Origin of the sequence: Stenotrophomonas sp., from assembly GCF_035634915.1 — a bacterium.
Taxonomy (GTDB): Bacteria; Pseudomonadota; Gammaproteobacteria; order Xanthomonadales; family Xanthomonadaceae; genus Stenotrophomonas.
In genome coordinates this window covers 68,689-91,381 of the sequence record NZ_DASQCB010000014.1, presented here as the reverse complement: position 1 = coordinate 91,381, position 22,693 = coordinate 68,689, and the positions used below count along the sequence as shown (strand labels likewise).

General features: G+C 68.5%; 22 protein-coding genes and 1 tRNA gene. 13 read left to right on the top strand and 10 right to left on the bottom strand.

Annotated elements, in window-relative coordinates; all coding sequences use genetic code 11:
- Positions 1 to 33 precede the first annotated feature (33 nt).
- From VER16_RS11890 to VER16_RS11855, 8 genes are all read right to left on the bottom strand, one after another.
- Positions 34 to 110, bottom strand: a tRNA-Asn gene (locus VER16_RS11890).
- 22 nt (positions 111 to 132) lie between these two features.
- The gene (gene rlmH / locus VER16_RS11885) at positions 133 to 603 is read right to left on the bottom strand and encodes a 23S rRNA (pseudouridine(1915)-N(3))-methyltransferase RlmH (protein WP_324808378.1); all 471 of its coding nucleotides are present in this window, start codon (positions 601 to 603) and stop codon (positions 133 to 135) included.
- 63 nt (positions 604 to 666) lie between these two features.
- Positions 667 to 1,077 carry a ribosome silencing factor gene (rsfS, locus tag VER16_RS11880; RefSeq protein ID WP_324808376.1) on the bottom strand — a complete coding sequence of 137 codons (411 nt, stop codon included), beginning with the start codon at positions 1,075 to 1,077 and terminating at the stop codon, positions 667 to 669.
- 70 nt (positions 1,078 to 1,147) lie between these two features.
- Entirely contained in the window at positions 1,148 to 1,816 is a 669-nt protein-coding gene (gene nadD / locus VER16_RS11875) for a nicotinate-nucleotide adenylyltransferase (protein ID WP_414716045.1), read from the bottom strand.
- Positions 1,817 to 2,854: a DNA polymerase III subunit delta gene (gene holA, locus VER16_RS11870; protein WP_324808372.1), complete on the bottom strand. Its 1,038-nt coding sequence runs from the start codon at positions 2,852 to 2,854 to the stop codon at positions 1,817 to 1,819.
- A gap of 13 nt (positions 2,855 to 2,867) precedes the next feature.
- Positions 2,868 to 3,452 carry an LPS assembly lipoprotein LptE gene (gene lptE, locus VER16_RS11865; protein WP_324808370.1) on the bottom strand — a complete coding sequence of 195 codons (585 nt, stop codon included), beginning with the start codon at positions 3,450 to 3,452 and terminating at the stop codon, positions 2,868 to 2,870.
- A 133-nt stretch (positions 3,453 to 3,585) separates the two neighbouring features.
- Positions 3,586 to 6,228, bottom strand: a complete 2,643-nt coding sequence (gene leuS, locus VER16_RS11860) for a leucine--tRNA ligase (protein ID WP_324808369.1) — start codon at positions 6,226 to 6,228, stop codon at positions 3,586 to 3,588.
- A gap of 105 nt (positions 6,229 to 6,333) precedes the next feature.
- A complete protein-coding gene (locus VER16_RS11855) occupies positions 6,334 to 6,933 on the bottom strand; it encodes a DUF998 domain-containing protein (RefSeq protein WP_324808367.1) in 600 nt (199 codons plus the stop codon).
- Positions 6,934 to 7,095: 162 nt separating this feature from the next.
- Between VER16_RS11855 and trxA the strand changes: the two genes are divergently transcribed.
- From trxA to VER16_RS11835, 4 genes are all read left to right on the top strand, one after another.
- Positions 7,096 to 7,956 carry a thioredoxin gene (gene trxA, locus VER16_RS11850; RefSeq protein WP_324808365.1) on the top strand — a complete coding sequence of 287 codons (861 nt, stop codon included), beginning with the start codon at positions 7,096 to 7,098 and terminating at the stop codon, positions 7,954 to 7,956.
- Positions 7,957 to 8,062: 106 nt separating this feature from the next.
- On the top strand, positions 8,063 to 9,763 hold the full coding sequence (locus VER16_RS11845) for a FecR family protein (protein ID WP_324808363.1): 1,701 nt from the start codon (positions 8,063 to 8,065) through the stop codon (positions 9,761 to 9,763).
- The gene (locus VER16_RS11840) at positions 9,760 to 11,385 is read left to right on the top strand and encodes a CHASE2 domain-containing protein (RefSeq protein WP_324808361.1); all 1,626 of its coding nucleotides are present in this window, start codon (positions 9,760 to 9,762) and stop codon (positions 11,383 to 11,385) included. Before VER16_RS11845 ends, VER16_RS11840 begins: the two co-directional genes overlap by 4 nt.
- Before the next feature lie 181 nt (positions 11,386 to 11,566).
- The gene (locus VER16_RS11835; protein ID WP_324808358.1) at positions 11,567 to 12,031 is read left to right on the top strand and encodes a DUF4442 domain-containing protein; all 465 of its coding nucleotides are present in this window, start codon (positions 11,567 to 11,569) and stop codon (positions 12,029 to 12,031) included.
- 1 nt (position 12,032) lies between these two features.
- On the opposite strand, the gene VER16_RS11830 is transcribed toward VER16_RS11835, so the two are convergent.
- Positions 12,033 to 13,310, bottom strand: a complete 1,278-nt coding sequence (locus VER16_RS11830; RefSeq protein WP_414716044.1) for a hypothetical protein — start codon at positions 13,308 to 13,310, stop codon at positions 12,033 to 12,035.
- 75 nt (positions 13,311 to 13,385) lie between these two features.
- Here VER16_RS11830 and VER16_RS11825 point away from each other — a divergent pair, with 75 nt between their 5' ends.
- The 9 genes from VER16_RS11825 to VER16_RS11785 all read left to right on the top strand — a co-directional run bounded on the left by VER16_RS11825 (position 13,386) and on the right by VER16_RS11785 (position 22,146).
- Positions 13,386 to 14,069, top strand: coding sequence for a DUF502 domain-containing protein (locus VER16_RS11825; protein WP_324808355.1), 684 nt, complete (start codon positions 13,386 to 13,388; stop codon positions 14,067 to 14,069).
- The gene (locus tag VER16_RS11820; protein WP_324808353.1) at positions 14,066 to 14,860 is read left to right on the top strand and encodes a queuosine precursor transporter; all 795 of its coding nucleotides are present in this window, start codon (positions 14,066 to 14,068) and stop codon (positions 14,858 to 14,860) included. Before VER16_RS11825 ends, VER16_RS11820 begins: the two co-directional genes overlap by 4 nt.
- Before the next feature lie 94 nt (positions 14,861 to 14,954).
- Positions 14,955 to 16,898: a DUF885 domain-containing protein gene (locus VER16_RS11815; protein WP_324808351.1), complete on the top strand. Its 1,944-nt coding sequence runs from the start codon at positions 14,955 to 14,957 to the stop codon at positions 16,896 to 16,898.
- Positions 16,895 to 17,302, top strand: a complete 408-nt coding sequence (locus tag VER16_RS11810) for a VOC family protein (protein WP_324808349.1) — start codon at positions 16,895 to 16,897, stop codon at positions 17,300 to 17,302. Before VER16_RS11815 ends, VER16_RS11810 begins: the two co-directional genes overlap by 4 nt.
- Before the next feature lie 276 nt (positions 17,303 to 17,578).
- Complete coding sequence (locus tag VER16_RS11805; RefSeq protein ID WP_108750662.1) at positions 17,579 to 18,028, top strand: DUF2147 domain-containing protein; 450 nt, start codon at positions 17,579 to 17,581, stop codon at positions 18,026 to 18,028.
- A gap of 102 nt (positions 18,029 to 18,130) precedes the next feature.
- Positions 18,131 to 20,212 carry a methionine--tRNA ligase gene (gene metG / locus VER16_RS11800; protein ID WP_324808346.1) on the top strand — a complete coding sequence of 694 codons (2,082 nt, stop codon included), beginning with the start codon at positions 18,131 to 18,133 and terminating at the stop codon, positions 20,210 to 20,212.
- 76 nt (positions 20,213 to 20,288) lie between these two features.
- Positions 20,289 to 20,879 (top strand): HAD family hydrolase, encoded by a 591-nt coding sequence (locus tag VER16_RS11795; RefSeq protein WP_324808418.1) that lies wholly within the window; start codon positions 20,289 to 20,291, stop codon positions 20,877 to 20,879.
- A gap of 23 nt (positions 20,880 to 20,902) precedes the next feature.
- The gene (rnfB, locus tag VER16_RS11790) at positions 20,903 to 21,316 is read left to right on the top strand and encodes an Rnf electron transport complex subunit RnfB (RefSeq protein ID WP_324808344.1); all 414 of its coding nucleotides are present in this window, start codon (positions 20,903 to 20,905) and stop codon (positions 21,314 to 21,316) included.
- Between the two features lie 461 nt (positions 21,317 to 21,777).
- Positions 21,778 to 22,146: a hypothetical protein gene (locus VER16_RS11785; RefSeq protein WP_324808342.1), complete on the top strand. Its 369-nt coding sequence runs from the start codon at positions 21,778 to 21,780 to the stop codon at positions 22,144 to 22,146.
- 54 nt (positions 22,147 to 22,200) lie between these two features.
- Here VER16_RS11785 and VER16_RS11780 read toward each other — a convergent pair whose 3' ends face one another.
- A complete protein-coding gene (locus VER16_RS11780) occupies positions 22,201 to 22,548 on the bottom strand; it encodes a RidA family protein (protein WP_313442627.1) in 348 nt (115 codons plus the stop codon).
- Between the last annotated feature and the right edge of the window lie 145 nt (positions 22,549 to 22,693).

Sequence of the window (22,693 nt, the reverse complement as noted above, 5' to 3'; positions counted from 1 at the left end):
AAACCCGCATCTCGCGATGCGGGTTTTCAAAAGTGGCGCCCGAAGTTGGACTCGAACCAACGACCCCCTGATTAACAGTCAAGTGCTCTAACCGGCTGAGCTATTCGGGCAGACGAACAGTATAACCACTCTTCACGCGCGATGGTAGGGGTGATTGGCAATCATTGCCGCCGCCCGATACAGCTGCTCGGCCACCACCAGCCGCACCAGCATGTGCGGCAGGGTCAGCGGCCCGATCGACCATTTCTCATCAGCCAGCGCCGACACGTCCGGCGAGTGTCCTTCCGGGCCGCCGATCAGGAAGGCCAGATCCCTGCCCTGCCCGCGCCAATGTTCCAGGCGCTGCGCCAGCTGTTCGGAACTGAGCTGGCGGCCCGGCACGTCCAAGGCCACCACATAGGCATTCTTCGGCAGCGCGGCAATCACCCGCTTGCCTTCGTCCTCGGTAGCACGGCGCGCATCGCGCCCCTTGCCACGCAGGCCCGGCTCGATCTCCACCAGCTCGAACGGCAGCCAGTGCGACAGCCGCTTCTGGTACTCGGCAAACCCCTGCGCGACCCAGCTGGGTGCGCGCTCACCGGTGGCGATCAGGCGGGCTTTCATCGTGCAGTCTCCAAAACGTCGACGGCGCCATCGGCGCCGTCGAAGGGTGCATCACCGCGTGGCTCAGGCCACTTCGTCGTCGCTCGGCGGCGGCTGGTCGCCGACGGTCCACAGGCGCTCGAGCGCGTAGAACTCACGCACGCGCGGCAGCATCACATGAACGATCACATCGCCCAGGTCAACCAGCACCCATTCGGCTTCGCGCTCGCCTTCCACGCCCAGCGGCATCACGTCGATGTTCTTGGCGAAGCGCACGACTTCATCGGCAATCGACTTGACGTGGCGGGTCGAGGTGCCCGAAACGACGATCATGTAATCGGCAACGCTGGACCGGCCGCGCACGTCGATCTCGACCAGGTCCTTGGCCTTCAGGTCTTCGGTGGCTTGGCGGACGCTGGCCAGCAGGTCCGGCACGGAGGGCGGCGGGCTGGGCAGTTCGACCTTGATGGTCTGGGGCTGGGTCTGGTTGCTCAAAGTGGATCGACTCGATAAACGTGGGGGCGATTATACGGGCAAGCCGCGCCGACGCCATTCACGGCGCCGTTCATGGCGTCGTGATGCGGTACAGGTGCTGTTCGGCCACATAGTCGGCCACGGCCGGCGGCAACATCGCCCGCCAGGGGCCGGCCGCGGCAATCTGCGCGCGCACGGCACTGGCCGACTCGCTGCGCAGCGGCTGGTGCAGGCGCAGCACGCGCCCGGCCGGGCTGGCAAACAGGGCCTGCTCGCTGTCGCACCAGCGCCCTTCCAGGGCTTGGCCCAGCTCGCCAGCCACCGCATCACGCAGCGGGCTGCCCGGGCGCTCGGCCACGATGAAGTGGGCCAGCCCCAGCAGCGCCTGCCATTCATGCCAGGCCGGCAGGGCCAGCAGGCTGTCGGCGCCGACCAGCCAGGCCAGGGGCCGGCTGGGGCCAAGTTCCGCGCGAAGCTCGCGCAGGGTGTCCACCGTATAGGACGGGCGGCCGGGGTGACGGGCGGCCCGGTCCAGCTCGCGCCGGTCCAGCACCAGGCCCGGCTCGTCACCGATGGCCAGCGACAGCATGCGACAACGTTGTTCAGCGGTCGCGCCCGGTACGGCGCGGTGCGGCGGGTCGGCGGCCGGCAGCATGCGCACGGCCACCTGCAGTTCGTCGCGGGCAGCCCGCGCGATGGCCAGGTGGCCCAGGTGCACCGGATCGAAGGTGCCCCCGTAGTAGATCCGCAGGCTCATCACTCAGGCCCGCGCGAGCAGGCGCACGGCACGGGCTTCAGCCACGGCCACCAGCAGGCGTTCCAGGGCCAGCCAGGCGTCACCGTCGGCGCGCCCCTTGGCGATGCGGTCGACCAGACCGGCCTCGGCCACGAAACGTTCCCAGCGCTTGCCTTCCGGGTGCCGCTGCAGCGCGCGCTTGTAAGGCGCCTGCCGCGATTCCCAGATGCCGCGCGATTTCATCTCGGCGGCCAGATTGCCCCCCCGGGCCTGTACCCGCGCCAGGGCGGCACCGGCCAGCAGCTCGCGGATCACGATCGGCATCAGCGCGGCCACTGCCTCGCCTTCGCCGCGCAGGCCGGCCAGCATGCGCAGCACGGCCTGGGGCTGGCCCGAGAAGGTCGCCTCGACCAGACGGAACACGTCGTAGCGGGCGGCATCGGCCACCAGCGATTCCATGCGCTCCACGTCCAGTGGCTGGCCGTCGGCCAGCAGCGCCAGCTTGTCGATCTCCTGCGCGGCAGCCAACAGGTTGCCTTCCACGCGCTCGGCCAGCCGCTGCACCGCGGCGCCGTCGGCACGCAGGCCCTTGCTGCGCAGGCGGCGCTCGATCCAGTCCGGCAGCTCATGCGGTTTGATCGCCCAGGCCACCGACAGCACGCCGACCCGGCTGACCGCCTCGGCCCACTTGCCCTGGTGGGCCTTGCTCCATTCGTTGGCGGTGATCAGCAGCACCACGTCCGGCGCCGGGTCGGCGCAGAACCGGCTGATGACCTCGGCGCCGTCCTTGCCCGGCTTGCCGCTGGGCAGGCGCACTTCCACCAGGCGCCGCGCACTGAACAGGCTGGGCGCATTGAAGCTGGCGTCGAGCTGGTTCCAGTCGAAGTCACGGCCGTCGGCGTCGAACACCTCGCGCTCGTCCACGCCGCTGGCACGGGCGCGTGCGCGCACCGCATCGGCCGCTTCCAGCACGCGCAGGGTTTCCGGGCCAGCGATCAGGTATACCGGCGCCAGCGCGGTATCACCGCCCTGGCTGGCCAGCTGCTCCGGTCGCAGTTCCATCGTCGGCGGCAGCTCAGGGCTTGACCGGCGCCGGCACCGCGGCCGGTTCGCCATCGACCGGCAGCGCCGGCTTCGGCGCGGACAGGCTGCCACCGCGCTCGACTTCGGCGCGCACCACACTGTCGATGCGGCGGATGATCGAGGCGGACATTTCCCGGCGCAGTTCGTCGGCCAGGATCTCGCGTTCGGTGGTGGTACCGGTGGCGTCGGTTGGCGGCGACACGTAGTCGCGCGACAGTTCGATCACCTGCTGCGGCACCAGCTCGCTGCCATCCTCGCGGCGGAAGATGAAGATGACCGCGTAGCGCAGGCTGTATTCCTGCGCACGGCCCTGTGCGTCGATGGCGATGGGCAGGTCGCCCCAGCGCTCGGACAGCACCTGCAGCTGTGCTGCCGGATCCTTGCTGTCCTCGTCGGCCAGCTTCGCACCGGAGGCCAGCAGGCTGCGGTTCAACAGCTTGACCAGCTCGCTGTAGGGCGCGGTGGACACCACCTTCACCGGCGCGGTGTCGGTCGGCAGCATCAACTTGTTGCGCAGGTGGAAGCCGCAGCCGGCAAGGCCGAGGACAAGGACGAGGGCAAGCAGGATTCGGGTCATGGGAACAGTCTGGCGGAGCCGGGCGATCACGGCAACAGACAGCGTGCCCGACGACGCGTGAACGCAGGGCCATCGGCCGGTGGCCGTGGCGACAACGCACCGGCCGCCTGCACGGCGGCCGGTGCCGGGTACATCAGGCAGCGACGATGTTCACGATCTTGCCGGGGACGATGATGATCTTGCGCACCGTCAGGCCTTCCATGAACTTGGCCGTGTTCGGCTCGGCCAGCGCCAGCGCCTCCACCTGCTCGCGTGCGGCATCGGCGGCCACCTCGATCGTGCCACGCAGCTTGCCATTGACCTGCACGGCCAGGGTCAGCGCATCACGCACCAGCGCCGCACTGTCGGCCTGCGGGAACGGCTGGTCTTCCAGCAGCGTCTGGCCGTGGCCCAGCACCTGCCACAGCGCGTGGCTGGCATGCGGGGTGATCGGGTTCAGCAGCAGCACGACGGCCTGCAGCGCTTCCTGGCGTACCGCGCGGCCCTGCTCGCTGGCGTCGTCGAACTTCGCCAGCGCGTTCATCAGTTCCATCACCGCGGCAATGGCGGTATTGAAGCTGTGGCGGCGGCCGTAGTCATCGCCGACCTTGCCGATGGTCTCGTGGGTCTTGCGGCGCAGCGCCTTCTGGTTGGCATCCAGCGCGGCCACATCCAGCGCCGGGGCGGCACCGTCGGCAGCGTGCTTGTGCACCTGGGCCCACAGGCGGCGCAGGAACCGGGCCATGCCATCCACGCCGGCTTCGTTCCACTCCAGCGACTGTTCCGGCGGCGCGGCGAACATCGAGAACAGGCGCACGGTGTCGGCGCCGTACTTGCCGACCATCGCCTGCGGGTCCACGCCGTTGTTCTTCGACTTGGACATCTTCTCGGTGCCACCGACCACCACCGGCTGGCCGTCGGCGATCAACGTGGCGCCGGTGATGCGGCCGCGCTCGTCGCGCTGCACGTCCACGTCGGCCGGGTTGATCCAGTCCTTCGAGCCATCCGGGTTAGGGCGATAGTAGGTTTCGGCGATCACCATGCCCTGGCACAGCAGGTTGCGCGCCGGTTCGTTGCTGTCCACCATCCGCGCGTCACGCAGCAGCTTGTGGTAGAAGCGGAAATACATCAGGTGCAGGATCGCGTGCTCGATGCCACCGATGTACTGGTCCACCGGCAGCCAGTAGTTGCCGCGCTTGTCGACGGCATCACGGGCACCCGGCGAGGTGTAACGGGCGTAGTACCAGCTCGACTCCATGAAGGTGTCGAAGGTGTCGGTCTCGCGCTCGGCCGCACCGCCGCAATCCGGGCAGGTGGTCTTGCGCCATTCCGGGTCGGTCTTGATCGGCGAACCGGTACCCGAGAACGCCACGTCCTCCGGCAGCACCACCGGCAGCTGCTCTTCCGGCACCGGCACCGCGCCGCACTTGGCGCAGTAGATCACCGGAATCGGGCAGCCCCAGTAACGCTGGCGGCTCACGCCCCAGTCGCGCAGGCGGTAGTTCACGCGGCGCTGGCCCTGGGCCTTGCGCTCGAAGCGTTCGGCCAGCGCTTCGAAGGCGCCCTGGAAATCCAGGCCATCGAATTCGGCCGAGTTGACCAGCTCGGTCTGGCGGCTCTTGTCGCTGTACCAGTCCTGCCAGCGGGTGGCGTCCCAGGTGCGCTCATCATCGTTGCGCGCATCCTTCAGGGCGATGACCTGCACGATCGGCAGACCGTACTTGTTGGCCACCTCGTTGTCGCGCTGGTCGTGGCCGGGAACGGCCATCACCGCGCCGGTGCCGTAGCCCATCAGCACGAAGTTGGCGACCCACACCGGCACCTGCTCGCCGGTGACCGGGTGCACGGCGCGCAGGCCGGTGTCCATGCCACGCTTTTCCTGGGTTTCCAGTTCGGCTTCGGACACGCCGCCCTGCTTCAGGTCGGCCAGCAGTGCAGCCAGTTCCGGGTTGTTCTTCGCCGCGTGCAGCGCCAGCGGGTGCTCGGCGGCAATCGATACGAAGGTCACGCCCATCACCGTGTCCGGGCGGGTGGTGAACACGCGCAGCGGATCCAGCGCGCTGCCGTCGACATCGCGCACGTCGAACTGGATTTCCAGGCCTTCGGAGCGGCCGATCCAGTTGCGCTGCATGGTCTTGACCGATTCCGGCCAGCCGTCCAGCTCATCCAGGCCGTCCAGCAGTTCCTGTGCGTAATCAGTGATGCGCAGGAACCACTGCGGGATCTCGCGCTTTTCCACCAGCGCGCCGGAACGCCAGCCGCGGCCGTCGATGACCTGCTCGTTGGCCAGCACGGTCTGGTCGACCGGGTCCCAGTTCACCACTGCGTTGCGGCGGTAGGCCAGGCCCTTGCGCATCAGGCGGGTGAACATGCGCTGCTCGTGGACGTAATAGTCCGGGCGGCAGGTGGCGAACTCGCGCGACCAGTCGATGGCATAGCCCAGCGACTGCAGCTGGCTGCGCATGTGGTCGATGTTCTTGTAGGTCCACGCCGCCGGCGCGGTCTTGTTCTTGATGGCCGCGTTTTCCGCCGGCAGGCCGAACGCGTCCCAGCCCATCGGCTGCAGCACGTTGTGGCCGGTCATGCGCTTGTAGCGGCTGATCACGTCACCGATCGTGTAGTTGCGCACGTGGCCCATGTGCAGCGCACCAGACGGGTACGGAAGCATCGACAGGCAGTAGTACTTCGGCTTGTCCGAGGATTCATCGACCTCGAAGGCACGGGTGGCGTCCCAGAAGCTCTGGGCGGCGGATTCAACCTGCTGCGGGTCGTAGGCGATGGGTTCAGCGCTGGTCATGGAACACGCGGTTGCGGCGGCAAAGCGGTACAGCGTACCGCAGTGCGGCAAACGTCTCCAATCCCGGGCCGGAAAGCCCCGTGCGACGGTGGCCCGGCCCCGGTCTCAGCGCGCCCGCGACAGAGGCAGGGCCAGCGCCAGCCAGGCCGCCCAGCAGGCAAAGGCCAGCCGCTGCGCCAGCGGTGCCGGCAGCACGCCCTGCAGGACAAAGGCGGCCAGGCCAGCCAGCGCGCCGCAGGCCACGGCCAGGCAGGCCATCGCGCGCCCCTGCCCCGCACCCAGGCGCGCGATGCCCAGCATCAGCGTGCCAACCACGAAACCCAGCACCCACACCATCCACGCGCTGGCATGCAGCTGGCTGGCGCCGCCATGCAGGTCCTCCGGGTCCAGCGGCAGCAGGCCCATGGCCGCGAAGGCCAGACCCGCCAGCAGCAGCATCTGGCTGCCGACCCGCGGCGCCCAGCCCGCCCCCACCGGCAGCTGCCGGCGCAGGCGCTCGGCCACGACCATTGCCATCGCCCCCGGCAGCACCAGGCCCAGCAGGTTGAATGCCAGCGCATGCGGCACGCCTTGGGCACCCAGCAGCGCCACCGGATGCATTGACTGCGCGTAGCCGGCCAGCCCCGCGCCGAAGCCAACCACCGCCAGCACGAACAGCGCCGCCGCCAGCAGCCCTACCCAACGATCAAGCCAGAGCACGGACATCGCGCGGATCCACCTGTAATGAAAGACTGCTGCATTGTCGCGGCAGGCGTAGAAACCGCCAAGCTGCGTCGCGTCTGCCCGTACCCGCGATGAGGAGAGGGTTGAGACCGACATGGATCGACACCATAGAATCTGTCTCCCGTTGCCAGGCGATACCTCCCCATGACCGAGACGACGACCCACGTATTCGACGCCACCACCGCGACCTTCGAGGCCGAAGTCCTGCAGAAGTCGCTGCAGACGCCGGTCCTGGTGGACTTCTGGGCCACCTGGTGCGGCCCGTGCAAGACCCTGGGCCCGATGCTGGAAAAGCTGGCGGCCGAGTACAACGGCGCCTTCGAGCTGGCCAAGGTCGATGTCGACGCCGAACAGCAGATCGCCGCCGCCTTCCAGATCCGCTCGGTGCCCACCGTGTTCCTGGTCAAGGGCGGCCAGCTGGTGGACGGCTTCCCCGGCGCCATTCCCGAAGGCCAGCTGCGTGAGTTCCTCGCCCAGCACGGCATCGTGCCGGCCGACATCGGCGACACCGTCGCCGAAGATGAAGCACCGCTGGACCCGCAGGCGCAGGTGGACGTGCTGCGTGCACAGATCGCCGCCGAGCCGGACAAGGACGAACTGAAGCTGGACCTGGCCCTGGCCCTGCTGCAGGTGGGCGGCGTGGACGAGGCCGGCACCCTGATCGATGCCCTGCCCGCCAACCTGGCCACCGATGACCGTGCGGTACGCGCCCGCGCCCGCCTGGCTTTCGCCACCGCGTTGAAGGATGCGCCTCCGGCAGACGCCCTGGACGCACGCATCGCCGCCGACGGCAAGGACCTGCAGGCCCGTCACCTGCGCGGCGTGCAGCTGCTGCTCGGCGGCCACGACGAAGCGGCGCTGGAACAGTTCCTGGAGATGCTGCGGGTCGACCGCACCTTCTCCGAAGGGCTGCCGCGCAAGGTGCTGATCGATGCCTTCAACGTCATCACCGACGAGGACCTGGTCGGCCGCTACCGCCGGAAGATGGCCTCGCTGCTGTTCTGAACGACGGCGGCTTTGTTCAGAAACCCTGCACTGAGCGCGGGCAATAATGTGATCGGTAGCGGCTTTTCGGCCGCTACGATCCATTCGGGGGGATGAGGTCGGGGCCATGGGGTCTTGCAGCTGCGCCCCCGCACAGCCGGGACAGCACGCCGTGACCGTTGGCCGTTCATCGTCTTTCCTTCCTCCCAGGATCGCCGCACTGCTGTGCGCCCTGCTCCTGCTGCCCGCACTGGCTGCCGCACAGGACTGGAACTACCGGGTCCGCCCCGGCGATACCCTGTGGGATCTGGGCGGCCTGTACCTGAAGGCGGACGTGCCGTGGCAGCAGCTGCAGCAGCACAACCGCATCGACAACCCCTACCGCCTGCCGCCCGGCGGGATGCTGCGCTTCCCGGTCAGCTGGCTGCGGGTCGAACCCGCCCCGGTCCGGGTGCTGGCCGTGCGTGGCACCGTGCAGCTGGTCGCCGCCGATGGCAGCGCCACGCGCGGCCTGCTGGCCGGCGAGCTGCTGCATAGTGGCGACACTGTGCAGACCGCCGCCGATGCCAGCGTCACCCTCGAATTCGCCGATGCCTCGCGCCTGCAGCTGCGCGAGCATTCGCTGCTGCGCCTGGACCGGCTGAGCCGCTACGGCCGTACCGGCATGGTCGATACCCGCATGCGCCTGCAGCAGGGCCGCGCCAGCAACCGGGTAACGCCCGCACGCGGCCCCGCCTCGCGCTACATCATCGATGCCCCTGCTGCCACCAGCAGCGTGCGCGGCACGGTGTTCCGGGTCAGTGCCGGCGATGGCGCGCAGGTCGGCGCCACCGAAGTGCTGGAAGGCCGGGTACAGGTCGGCAACCGCCACGGCCAGCGCCTGGTCCGCCCCGGCCAGGCCAGCCGCAGCGACAGCGCCGACACGGCGCCCGGGGCGGCGTCGGCGCTGCTGCCAGCGCCGCTGCTGCACAGCGATGCCACCGCGCTGGCACCGCTGCCGGCGCGCCTGGCGTGGGCCCCGGTGGCCGGTGCCGACCATTACCGCATTGAGGTGGTGCCGGCCGCCACGCCGGAGATCCTGCTGTTCGCGGCCACCACCCGCGACACCTCGCTGGTCATCGACGACCTTCCGCCCGGCGCCCTGCGCCTGCTGCTGCGCGCCGTCGATGCGCAGGGCGTGGAAGGCCTGGATGCCAGCGCCGATTTCCTGCTCAGCGACCAGCCGCCACCGCCGCTGACCGTGTCGCCCCTGCACGGCCAGGCCGTCAACAGTGACCGCCCACGATTCCGCTGGACCCAGGCCCCGGGCGCGAGCAGCAGCGTGCTGCAGATCGCCGCCGAGCCTCGCTTCCTGCAGCCGCTGCAGCAGCAGGCCAGCACCGGCACCGACCTGCGCCTGGCCACGCCGCTGCCGCCCGGCCAGTACTTCTGGCGCGTCGCCTCGCGCGATGGCCAGGGCCACCAGGGCCCGTTCGGCCAGGCCCTGCCGCTGCAGCTCACCGATGATCCGGTCGATCCGGCCCTGCAGCCCGCCGAAGCCGCACGGGGTGAACTGACCCTGCGCTGGCAGGCCGGCAGCGAAGGCCAGCGCTACCGCGTGCAGGTCGACCGCCGTGGCGACTTCCGTGCACCGCTGGTGGATGAAACGCTGGCGCAGCCGCAGGTGAGCTTCAAGCGGCCGTGGCGCGGCACCCTGCACGTGCGCGTGCAGTACATCGACGACGACGGCCACCCCGGCCCGTTCTCGCCCGCCCAGCAGGTCACCCTGCCCTGCCGCCTGTGCTACGGCGCCAGCGGGGGTGCCCTGCTGCTGTGGCTGCTGCTGTGAGGCGTTCGCCGCTGCCGTGGTCGCGCCGCATGCTGCTGGCCCTGCTGGCCGGCATCTGCACGGCCGTGGTCAGCCATGGCCAGTCCCTGTGGCGCCAGGATGAGGCGGCCTACGACCTGATGGTGGGCGACTGGGACTACCGCCCTGACCCCAGCGTGCTGATCGTGGCCATCGATGAGGACAGCCTGCAGCGCATCGGCCAATGGCCGTGGCCGCGTTCGCTGCACGCACGCCTGCTGGACCGGTTGACCGATGCCGGTGCCGAACGGGTGGCGCTGGACCTGATGCTGTCCGAACCTGACCGCCGCGATGCGCGCCAGGATGCCGCCCTGGCCGCAGCCATCCGTCGCAATGGCCGCGTGGTGCTGCCCGTACTGGCGGCGCCGGCGGCGGGCGACCGTCTGGCCGAGGAACTGCTTCCCATCCCGCTGATCGCTGCCAGCGCTGCGGCCATCGGCCACAGTGATGTCGAAGTCGATGCCGATGGCGTGGCCCGTGGCGTCTATCTGCGCGCGGGCATCGGCCAGGCGCACTGGCCGGCGATGGGGCTGGCCCTGGCCGGCATCCCGGCTGAGCGCGTGCATGGCCTGGCCGACCCGGAGCCGGCGCTGGAATCACCCTATCAATGGCGGCGCGATGACTACGTGCGTGTGCGCTATGCCGGTCCGCCCGAGCGCCTGCCGCAGGTGTCCTACGCCGACGTGCTCGATGGCCAGGTAGACGCGTCGCTGCTGCGCGGCCGCCGCATCGTCGTGGGCATGACCGCCAGCGGCATCGCACCGCGGCTGCTGACCCCGACCACCCGCGAGTACTGGATGAGCGGCAGCGAGTACCAGGCCAACATCGCCTCGATGCTGCTGCAGGACAAGCAGATCAACGTGATGCCACGCATCGTGCAGGATCTGCTGTCCGGAGCAGTAGCGGCGCTGTGCGTGCTGCTGCTGGGGCTGCGCCTGCCGTGGCTGGCAGCCCTGTGCTCGCTGCCGCTGGCACCGCTGCTGGCGTGGCTGCTGCTGCGCGCGGGCAACCTGTGGTGGGCACCGGCCAGTGCTCTGCTGGGCGTGCTGCTGGTGCTGGTCGTGTGGGCGGTGTGGCGCATCTCCGCCTGGCACCGCCAGGCCAACCGCGATGCGCTGACCGGGCTGGGCAACCGCCTGCGTTTCGAACAATCACTGCAGGAGGAATGCGATGCCGCGCGGCGCAGCGGCAAGCCGTTGAGCCTGGCCCTGATCGACGTGGACCACTTCAAGCAGCACAACGACCGCCACGGCCACCAGGTGGGTGACGGCGTGCTGCGCGACGTGGCCCGGCTGATTGCCGCGCACGCGCGGCGCCCGCGTGACATCGCCGCGCGCTACGGCGGTGACGAATTCGCACTGGTGCTGCCAGATACACCCAGCGACGGCGCGCGCCAGGTGATCGAGGACCTCATTGCCAGCGTGCGTGCACTGCCGCGCCCGGGCGACGGCAGCGGCGCGGGCATCACCCTCACCATTGGCGTGTACACGCGCGTACCCGACGGCACACTGCAGCCACATCACTTCGTGGAAGGCGCCGACGCCGCCCTGTACCGCGCCAAGGACAATGGCCGCGACGGGTACGTGATGGGCGGTGACCCGTAGCGCACGCGGGCCAGGCTGGCCGTACCGTGACGCCCGTAGAGTCGAGCTTGCTCGACTGGTTTTCCCTGACACCGCGCCGAAAGCAGTCGAGCAAGCTCGACTCTACGACGGACAGACCGGGGTTCAACATACGCATGCGAATGGTTAGACTCGAATCCTCGCCCCTGCGTCCCGCCTTCCGATGAAAGCCAGCACCTTCCGCCTTGGCATCAATCTGTGGCCGCCGTTCCTGTTCACCGGCATCCACGTCACCCGCATCACCCCGGACTACCGGCAGATCGAGGTGGAGCTGCGGATGCGCCCCTGGAACCGCAACTATGTCGGCACCCACTTCGGTGGCAGCCTGTTTGCGATGACCGATCCGTTCTGGATGCTCGGCCTGCTGCATACCCTGGGCCGCGACTACTACGTATGGGATCGCGCCGGCGCCATTGAATTCCTCAAGCCCGGCCGCGGCACCGTCCGCACTGCCTTCCATATCGATGAAGCGGTGCTGGATGAACTGCGCGGCGAGGCGGCCAACGGCGAAAAAGTCCTGCGCTGGTTCAGCAACGACGTGGTCGATGCCTCCGGCGAGGTCGTCGCCCGCGTGCGCAAGCAGGTCTACGTGCGGCTGAAACCGCAGGCGCGCGGCAACGCGGCCTGACCTACAACGGCACCGACAGTACGGACTCGCCCTTGGCATCGATGTCACGCGCACGCCGCGGCACCTGCAGGCGCGTGCCATCGGCAGACAGCACCGGCGTGCGTGTGGATGAGCGCCATTGCGCAGGCAGCCGCTGCAGCGCCTGTTGCGGGCCATCAGGCTGCTGGCGCAGCCAGCGCTGCGCCCCCAGCAGCCGCAGCAGCGCGGCCACGTCCTGGCTGCGTGCGGCGTAGTCCTGGTAGGCCGGCGCCGCAATGTCGGTCAGCGTGCAGCCGACCATGTTGGACAGACAGCCGACATCCCAGCCGACGACGCGGCTCGCCACCGGCGGCTGGTCGGCCTCCAGCAGGCGGTCATTGGCGGGGTCGCACGCCCATCCCAGATTCGACGCCATGCGGCCAAGGGTGTGCTCGCGCCCCAGCGTCAGCACGGCGCCGGTCTGCTGCAGCGAGCTGTCGATGGCGGCCCTGCTGATCGCGAACTCGCCCTGCATGGCCCTGCACAGGCGCTGGTCAGCAGCATCCATTGGCTGCAGTGCGCTTTCGCAGGCCGCCGGCAACACCTGCCCAGGTGGCAGTTCCGCCAGCATCTCTGCCAGCAGATGCACATTGGTGCGCACCATCGCGGCGCCGATCATGCTGTCAATCAGCGTGTTGCCATCGCGCATCAGCCGTCGGCCCAGCCGCACCGAACGGCAGCTGCCGGCCAGCGCCGCAGGAACATCGCCCTGCACGAAGGCCAGCGCGTGCACGCCACTGCCATCCATCAGCGTCCGGTAATGCGGCATGGGGAACAGCCCGGTGGCACCGTCAGGCCGGAACGGGCTGTCGAAGCGATCAGCATCGGCCAGCGCGTCCAGGCGTTCATGCAGGCCCTCATGCCCGGCGTGGGCGGCAACGAACGGCTGCGCATCCGCGCGCACCCTGGCCAGGCAGCTCTCGCCGGTGGGCCGGCAGTACCCCTGGCTGTCGACCTTCACCACCGGGTGCGTGGCCGCCAGAGCCGAATCCACATTGCCGGGCGTGGCCCCGGTCTGCCAACGCCGCACATCCTCCACCAGCGCGGCCTCGCGCTGGGCCGGGTCCAGCCCGTCAAAGGGCAGCGTCCACAGCAGCGCGAAAGCATTTTTCCCCGGCAGCGGCCGAACATCCTCCAGCCAACGCACCTGTTGCCGCTGCGCGCCTGGCAGCGGCCAGAACCGCGACAGCGTCCACAACAGGACCACCAGCACCAGCAACCCCAGCAGGGCCCAGCCCGCTCCACGCAGAATCCTCAACACAGCGTCCCTTCCCTGTCTGGCACTCCGCCTGGCTGTCCAGCGTAATCGAGCACCGGCGGCCGCTACAATGCGCGGATGTCGCTCGAAGCCCCCGCCCTGGTCCCCCGCCCTTCCCTGCAGCGCCTGTTCCTGACCGGCCTGCTGACCCTGCTGCCGATCTGGCTGACGTGGGTCGTGGTGAAGTTTGTCTTCGTCCTGCTGTCGGGCATTTCCAGCCCGCTGGTGGTGCCGCTGTCCGAGCAGATCGCGACCAACTTCCCGCATTACCTGGGGTGGGTGCGCGCCGAGTGGATCCAGGACACCATCGCCCTGCTGGCCACCCTGCTGGTCATCCTGGCGGTGGGCGTGGCCAGCCGCCGCGTGGTCGGCCAGCGCCTGCTGCGCTGGGTCGGTGCCATCATCAAGCGCATCCCGCTGGCCAGCATCATCTACGACAGCGCCAAGAAGCTGCTGGACATGCTGCAGACCGAGCCGGGCAGTACCCAGCGCGTGGTCCTCATCGATTTCCCGCACCGTGACATGAAGTCCGTCGGCCTGGTCACCCGGGTCATCAAGGAACACGGCACCGACCGCGAACTGGCGGCGGTGTACGTGCCGACCACGCCCAACCCGACCTCGGGCTACCTGGAAATCGTGCCGGTGGAACTGCTGACCCCCACCGACTGGACGGTGGACCAGGCGATGAGCTTCATCATTTCCGGTGGCGCCGTCGCCCCGGCCAGCGTCCCGTTCACCCGCGCCGGCGAACGCGCCGAGTGACCGCAACGACGCCCACGCCGCACGCACGCCCGCTGCAGGATCGTGCGGTCCTCCTGTTCATCATCCTGGCCACGTTCTTCTGCGGCAACGCAGTGCTGGCCGAGTTGATCGGGGTGAAGATCTTCGCCTTGGAAGACACCCTGGGCATCGAGGCCCTGAACTGGAATCTGTTCGGCCAGACCGGTTCGCTCAGCTTCACCGCTGGCACGCTGCTGTGGCCGGTGGTGTTCATCATGACCGACACCATCAACGAGTTCTTCGGCAAGCGCGGCGTGCGCTTCATCTCGTGGCTGGCCGTGGTGCTGATCGCCTACGGGTTCCTGTTCGCGTTCGCGGCCATTTCGCTGGCCCCGGCCAGCTGGTGGGTCACCTCGATGGAGGCGCACGGTGTGCCCGATTACCAGGCGGCGTTCGCGGCGGTGTTCGGCCAGGGCATGTGGACCATCGCCGGTTCGCTGGTGGCCTTCCTGGTGGGCCAGTTGATCGACGTGGCCGTATTCCATCGCATCCGCCAGGCCACCGGCGAGCGTCACGTCTGGCTGCGTGCCACCGGCTCGACCGCCGTTTCGCAGCTGGTGGACAGCTTCGTGGTGATCTGGATCGCCTTCGTGCTGGGCCCGCAGAAGTGGCCGACCTCGCTGTTCCTGGCGGTGAGCAGCGTCAACTATGTGTACAAGATGGGCTTTGCAATCGCCCTGATTCCCTTGCTGTACCTGATGCGCCGCGCGATTACCCGCTACCTGGGCGAACAGCGCGCCGCCGATCTGCGGGCTGCTGCCGCGGCTGACTGAAGCCCCAGCGGCAGCAACCTGACTGCGCCTTCACGCTGGCCGTACGCGCGCGGATCGTGCAAGCTCCACGGTCTGTGTTCCACGGAAGCTCCTGATGCCGTATCCCACCCGCGCCCTGGCCGCTGCCATCGCCGCGTTGTTCCTGTTCAGCGCCGTGCCCTCGGCCGAAGCAGCGAAGAAAAAGGCCAGCCGCCCCGCCGCCGCGCAGACCCGGCAGGCCGCCAAGCCGAAAGCCAAGCCCGCACGCGCCACACCGGCACGCAGCAGCACCGCACGCCGCGCCGCAGCGCGCCCGGTGGCCCCGGCCCGCGCCGTGCCCAAGCAGGTGCAGCTGGAGCGCCTGTACGATGAATACTGGGACGCCTCGATGCGGTTGAACCCGCTGCAGGCCACGTTCCAGGGCGAGGCCCGCTACAACGACCAGCTGCCCAACATCCTGTCAGCCGCATGGCGCCAGCAGTCGCACGATTTCACCACGCAATGGCTGGGCAAGGTCGAGAAGGTCGGCAGCGACGGCCTGCAGGGCCAGGACCTGCTCAGCTACGAGATCTTCGTGCGCGATGCACGCGCCTCGCTGGCCGCCGAGCGCTACCCGAGCTGGATGATGCCGATCAGCCAGTACTACAACATCGGCAGCATCATGGCGATCCTCGGCGCCGGTGCCGGCGCGCAGCCGTTCAACACGGCCAAGGATTACGACACCTGGTCGCGCCGCTCGCTGGGCATCCCCGACCTGTTCAACCAGGCCATCGACAACATGCGCCAGGGCATGAAGGCCGGTGTCGTGCAGCCGCGTGACCTGATGGAAAAGGTGCTCCCGCAGCTGGACGCGGTGATCACCCCCACCGCTGAAGAAAGCATCTTCTGGTCGCCGATCCGTACCATGCCCGAGAGCATTCCGGCTGAAGAAAAAGCACGCATCAGCGCCGAGTACAAGCGCGTGATCGAGCTGCGCATCATGCCGGCCTACCGCGCCCTGCGCGGCTTCATCGCCACCGAATACATGCCCGCCACCCGCAGCAGCAGCGGCCTGGGCGCCCTGCCCGATGGCCAGGGCTGGTACGCCAACCTGATCGTGCAGACCACGGCCAGCGACCAGACGGCCGCGCAGCTGCACGCGCTGGGCGAGCAGCGCGTGCAGGAGCTGAACGCGCAGATCGCCACGGTGATGAAAGACAACAAGCTGCGTGGTTCGCAGGCCAAGCTGCTGAAGAGCATGCGCAGCGACCGCCAGTTCCAGTACGCCGATGCCAACGCACTGATCAACCGCTACCGCCAGCTGCAGCAGCAGGTGGATGCGCGCCTGCCGCAGATCCTGGACACCCTGCCGAAGGATCGCCTGGAAGTACGCGCGGTCGAGCCGGAGCGCGCGATGACCGCTGCCGCTGCGGCCTACCAGCCTGGCCAGCCAGGGCAACCCGGCGTGCTCTACATCAATACCCGCGACCTGCCCAGCCGCAAGCGCTGGAGCGTGCCGGTGCAGTACCTGCATGAAGCCATTCCCGGCCACCACGTGCAGCTGGGCCTGCAGCAGGAACTGGCCAAGCTGCCGCGCTTCCGTCGCCTCGGCGGCGACCTCGCCTTCGTCGAAGGCTGGGGCCTGTATGCCGAAACCCTGGGCGACGATCTGGGCGTCTACAACGATCCGTACGACCGCATCGGCTATCTGTATTCGCGTCTGCTGCGCGCAGCGCGCGTGGTGGCCGACACCGGCGTGCATGCACAGGGCTGGAGCAAGCAGCAGGCAGTGAACTACCTGCAGAAGACCGTGGACATGAGCGAGGACGACGCCAACGCCGAAGTGGAACGGATCATGGCCCAGCCCGGGCAGGCGCTGTCGAACGTGGCAGGCCTGAGCACGATCCTGGCCCTGCGTGACAAGGCCAAGGCCCGCCAGGGCGCCGCCTTCGACCTTCGGCGTTTCCACGCCGAAGTGCTGAAGGACGGCTCGATGCCGCTGGACGTGCTGTCGCACAAGGTCGATCGCTGGCTGGAACAGCCGGCATCGGCATCGGCATCGGCCTCGCCCACGCCATGAGCAGCGCAGCGACCGGCGGCCTGCTGGGCATCCACCATGCCGCCGTGATCTGCAGCGATTACGCACGTTCGAAGGATTTCTACGTGCGTATCCTCGGCCTGCGCGTGCTGGCCGAGAATCACCGTGCCGCGCGCGACTCGTGGAAGCTGGACCTGGCCCTGCCCGACGGCGGCCAGCTGGAACTGTTCTCCTTCCCCGCCCCGCCGCCGCGCCCGAGCCGCCCCGAGGCCCAAGGCCTGCGCCACCTGGCCTTCCGGGTGGCCGCGCTGGAACCGTTCATCCAGCGCCTGGCCGAGTGCGGTGTGGCCTGCGAACCGATCCGCGTGGACGAATACACCGGCGCCCGCTTCACCTTCTTCGCCGACCCCGACGACCTGCCGTTGGAGCTGTACGAGGTCGGCTGATCCGGGGTTGGATCCCGTGTCGACCAAGGTCGACACCTACCAACAGCCGCGCGTCCCAGCAACCCAGCAAAGGCTACATGGACGGGATCACGGCGTCCCCGCAAACCCACAGTGCCCCGCCATCCCACGGAATGCCGCTGTTGCTGTTGCTTCGGCCCCTGCAGGTGCAGGGCTGCAAGCCCTGCAAATCCTCCCCCCCCTTCCCCATACCCCGCCGAATGGGTATACAGTCGCCCTGTACCGGCAACCTGCCGGAATGAACCCTGGGAGGGGACCATGCGCAAGACCTTCAAGACCCTGCTGCTGGCACTGCCGCTGTGCCTGGCCGCCCTGTCGGCCCAGGCCGCCGACAGCGCCGCCGGCCGCTGGAAGACCATCGACGACAAGACCGGCAAGGTGAAGTCGATCGTCGAGATCACCCAGGCCGCCAACGGCACGCTGTCTGGCAAGGTGGTCGACATCCTGCATTCGGACAAGGGCCCCAACCCGGTCTGTGACGGCTGCGAAGGCGCCAACAAGAACAAGCCGGTCAAGGGCATGACCATCCTGTGGAACCTGTCACAGGACAAGGGCAGCCACAGCAAGTGGTCCGGCGGCACCATCCTCGACCCGGCCAACGGCAAGACCTACAAGTCCAAGATCGAACTGCAGCCCGGCGGCGGCAAGCTGGATGTGTCCGGCTGCATCGCCTTCATCTGCCGCGCGCAGACCTGGGTCCGCGAGTAACCTCACCCCCCCGCGGCGTACCCCCGTGACCCGGCCCCGGCCGGGTCACCTCGTTGCAGGCATGCGATAATCTGCGGTTCCCCTCGGCTGCACCCCGCGACCATGACCCGTACCGCGCTTGTCACCACCGCCCTGCCCTACGCCAACGGCCCCCTGCACCTGGGCCATCTGGTCGGCTACATCCAGGCTGACATCTGGGTGCGCGCGCGGCGAATGAGCGGCGGCAAGGCCTGGTTCGTCTGCGCCGACGACACCCACGGCACGCCGATCATGCTGGCGGCGGAAAAGGCCGGGGTCACCCCGGAAGCCTTCATCGCCAACATCCAGGCCGGCCATGAGCGCGATTTCGCTGCCTTCGGCGTGGCCTTCGACCACTACGACTCGACCAACTCGGCGGCCAACAAGGCGCTGACCGAGCAGTTCTACCTGAAGCTGGAAGCGGCCGGCCACATCAGCCGTCGCTCGGTGGCGCAGTTCTACGACCCGGCCAAGGGCATGTTCCTGCCCGACCGCTACATCAAGGGCATCTGCCCGAACTGCGGCAGCGCCGACCAGTACGGCGACAACTGCGAAGTCTGCGGCGCCACCTACAACCCGACCGACCTGAAGGACCCCAAGTCGGTGATCTCCGGCGCCACGCCGGAAATCCGCGATTCGGAACACTTCTTCTTCGAGGTCGGCCGCTTCGAAGGCTTCCTGCGCACCTGGCTGGCCGGCGATGTCGCCCTGCCCGGCGTGAAGGCCAAGCTGATGGAATGGCTGGACGCCGACGGTGGCCTGCGCGCGTGGGACATCTCGCGCGATGCGCCGTACTTCGGCTTCGAGATCCCCGGCCAGCCGGGCAAGTACTTCTACGTCTGGCTGGATGCGCCAATCGGCTACCTGTCCAGCTTCCAGACCCTGTGCGGCACGCTCGGCGAAGACTTCGAATCGCACCTGCGCGAAGGCACCAGCACCGAACTGCACCACTTCATCGGCAAGGACATCGTCAACTTCCACGGCCTGTTCTGGCCGGCAGTGCTGCACGGCACGGGCCACCGCGCGCCCACCCGCCTGCACGTCAACGGCTATCTGATGGTCGACGGCGCGAAGATGAGCAAGTCGCGCGGCACCTTCGTGATGGCGCGTACCTTCCTCGACACCGGCCTGGAACCGGAGGCCCTGCGTTACTACTACGCGGCCAAGACCAGCGGCGGCGTGGACGACCTCGACCTGAACCTGGGCGACTTCGTGGCGCGCGTGAACGCCGATCTGGTCGGCAAGTTCGTCAACCTGGCCAGCCGCTGCGCCGGCTTCATCAGCAAGCGCTTCGACGGCCTGCTGGCCGCGCAGCTGCCCGATGCGGCGCAGTACCAGCGTTTCGTCGATGGCCTGGCGCCGATCCGTGAAGCCTACGAGCGCAACGACCCGGCTGCCGCCATCCGCCTGACCATGACCCTGGCCGACGAAGCCAACCGCTACATCGACGAGGTCAAGCCGTGGGTCATCGCCAAGCAGGAAGGCGCCGACGCGCAGCTGCAGGCGGTGTGCAGCCAGGGTCTGAACCTGTTCCGCGTGCTGGTCACCGCCCTGAAGCCGGTGCTGCCGGCCACCGCCGCACAGGCCGAGGCCTTCCTTGCTGCGCCGGTGAACGACTGGACCGCACTGGCACAGCCGCTGCTGGGCCACCGCATCGCTGAGTACACCCCGCTGTTCACCCGTATCGACCCGAAGAAGATTGACGCCATGATCGACGCCTCCAAGGACACCCTGCAGCCCGCCGCCGCTGCCGCCCCCGCCGCGAAGGCGGAAACCGTGAAGCCGGCTGCCCCGGCCCCGGCCAAGGACGAAGCGAAGAGCGCCGATGCACCGGCCTTCATCGGCATCGATGATTTCGCCAAGCTCGACCTGCGCATCGGCAAGGTGCTGGTGTGCGAATTCGTGGACGGCTCGGACAAGCTGCTGCGCTTCGAACTGGATGCCGGTGAACTGGGCAAGCGCCAGATCTTCTCCGGCATCCGCGGCAGCTACGGCGAACCGGAAGCACTGGTCGGCCGCAGCGTGGTGTTCATCGCCAACCTGGCCCCGCGCAAGATGCGCTTCGGCCTGAGCGAAGGCATGATCCTGTCGGCCGGTTTCGACGGTGGCGCGCTGGCGCTGCTGGACGCCGACAGCGGCGCGCAGCCGGGCATGCCGGTCCGCTGATGCCCTGTGGGCGCGGCCGCGGCCGCGCCCCTTCACGCAGACCGCCACGGAAGGCACCGCCATGGGAGAGAGCAGGATGGAACTGGCGCTGTTCGATTTCGACCACACCGTCACCACCTGCGATACCTATGGCCGCTTCCTGCGCCGCGTGGCCACGCCCGAACAGCTGGCGCGCGCGTGGTGGAAAGTCGGCCCGTGGCTGCTGGCCTACCGCCTTCGCGTCATCTCCGCCGAACGCATCCGCGCCCGCGTCACCCGCCTCACCTTCAGCGAGCGCCACGCCGATGACATCGCCACGCTGGCGGCCGGTTTCGCCCGGGACGTGCTGCCCGGGGTGGTACGCCCGGAAATGCTGGAGCAGATCCGCTGGCACAAGGAACAGCAGCACACCGTGGTGATCGTGTCCGGTTCGCTGGATCTGTACCTGCGGCCGTGGTGCGAACAGCTGGGCCTGCAGTTGATCTGCAACCGGCTGGAAAGCCAGCAGGGCCGCCTGACCGGGCGCTATGCGGGCGGTGATTGCGGCCCGCGCAAGGTCGAGTACATCCGCCGCCAGTTCGACCTGTCACGCTACCTGCGCATCCACGCCTACGGCGACAGCTACGAAGACCGCCCGATGCTGGCCCTCGCCCACGAGCGCTGGTACCGCGGCAAGCCCCTGAAGTAACCAACGCGCAGCCTTCGCCACGCATGAGCCTGATCCCGCCCCTGACCGAACGCCTGGACCGCTTGCTGCCGCAGACCCAATGCGGGCAATGCGGCTTTGATGGCTGCCGCCCCTATGCGCAGGCCATGGCCCGCGGGGACGCAGGCGTGGACCGCTGCCCACCCGGTGGCGATGCGGGCGCGCGGGCGCTGGCGCAGGTGCTGGGCGTACCGGCCCTGCCGTTCGACCGCACGCGCGGCGAGCACAAAGCACCGCAGGTGGCGGTGATCGTGGAAGCGGACTGCATCGGCTGCACCAAGTGCATCCAGGCCTGCCCGGTGGACGCCATCGTCGGCGGTGCCAAGTACATGCACACGGTGATTGCCGACCTGTGCACCGGCTGCGAGCTGTGCATCCCACCGTGCCCGGTGGACTGCATCGAGCTGGCACCACGGTAAAGGGCTCTGACCCGCGGCCGAAACCAAGTCGTAATCGACCCATTCGGCGCCATCACCCACCCTGCCAAACACGACACCTGTCGCAGATTACCCGTGCGTTGCCGGGCCCTGCGGCAGCAGGCGGTGGGCCGCCTCAACCGCATGCAACAATTCTGAAATTGGCCTGCACAGGTTCGAAATACAACAAACCTCATTGGCGATGCGCAGCAGCGGAGTTACAGATGTCGAGCCACCAGAAAAAGGTGGCCGGGTGTCGAAAACCCGCGACGTAAACCGTTGTTGCACGTGCCAGCCGGCGTCACGTTTCGTGGCATCGGCTGGCATTCCGTCTGCCGGCCATGGCGGGCGGAGCGTGGGGGCCTTCGGGCCCACCGGTTTCGGTTTGCGTCCCGGTTTTCGAGCCACGTTCCGCCCGCCACCCTTCCGTGGCGGCTACCGATTGCCTTGAATGGAGCACTGCCATGAAACGTCCGGACATCCGCCGCCCCTACGCCACGTCGACCGGCGCCGAGAATGACGACGCCGCAGACGACATCGCCCGCGACCCCAACCGCATGATCGCCCTGTTGCGCCGGATCGGTAATGGCGCGGCAGCCGACGGCCTGACGTGGCCTGACGGCGCGCCGCCGCCCGGCCGTCGCTTTGCCATGGCCGATGCCGACTGCGCACTGGCCGGCCTGCGCGTGGTGCAGGACATCATGCTCGCGGCAGAGCGCACGCGGCAGAACGGCAACGACGAAGAATACGTCGGCGACCGGGTGATGGACGGCCTGATGCTGGCCTGCATCGGCCTGTGTGCGTATGCAGGCATGCAGATCCGCCCGCACTGAACCACACAGGGGTCAGAGCCCTTCCCTGCGGAAAGGGATCTGACCCCGTTCCGATTACGGCACGGCCGCCGTGATCACGATCTCGACCTTCCACTCCGCGTGCGCCAGCTTGGCTTCAAACGTCGCGCGGGCCGGGGTCGCACCGTCCACCACCCACTCATCCCACGCCTTGTTCATGCCGTCGAAATCGGCGATGTCGGCCAGGAACACTTCCGCGCGCAGCACGTGCTGGCGATCACTGGCCACCAGCGCCAGCAGCTTGTCGATCTCGGCCAGCACCTGCCGGGTCTGCCCGGTGATGTCCTGGCTGGTGTCTTCCGGAATCTGCCCGGAAAGATAGGCAACCTTGTTGTGCACGGTCATTTCGGACATGCGCGGTCCGACGTCGTAACGCTCCATCATGGGCGTGGCTCCTGCAGGGTGGACAGGCCCTCATTCTCACCCAGCGGCGCAGGAAAATGTGGCCTCCGGCAGGGCGGATCGTTGCCGCCAATCCCCGCACAGTGCCGGTGCTGGTCAAACGCCAGCGACAGGCGCACGATGCGCC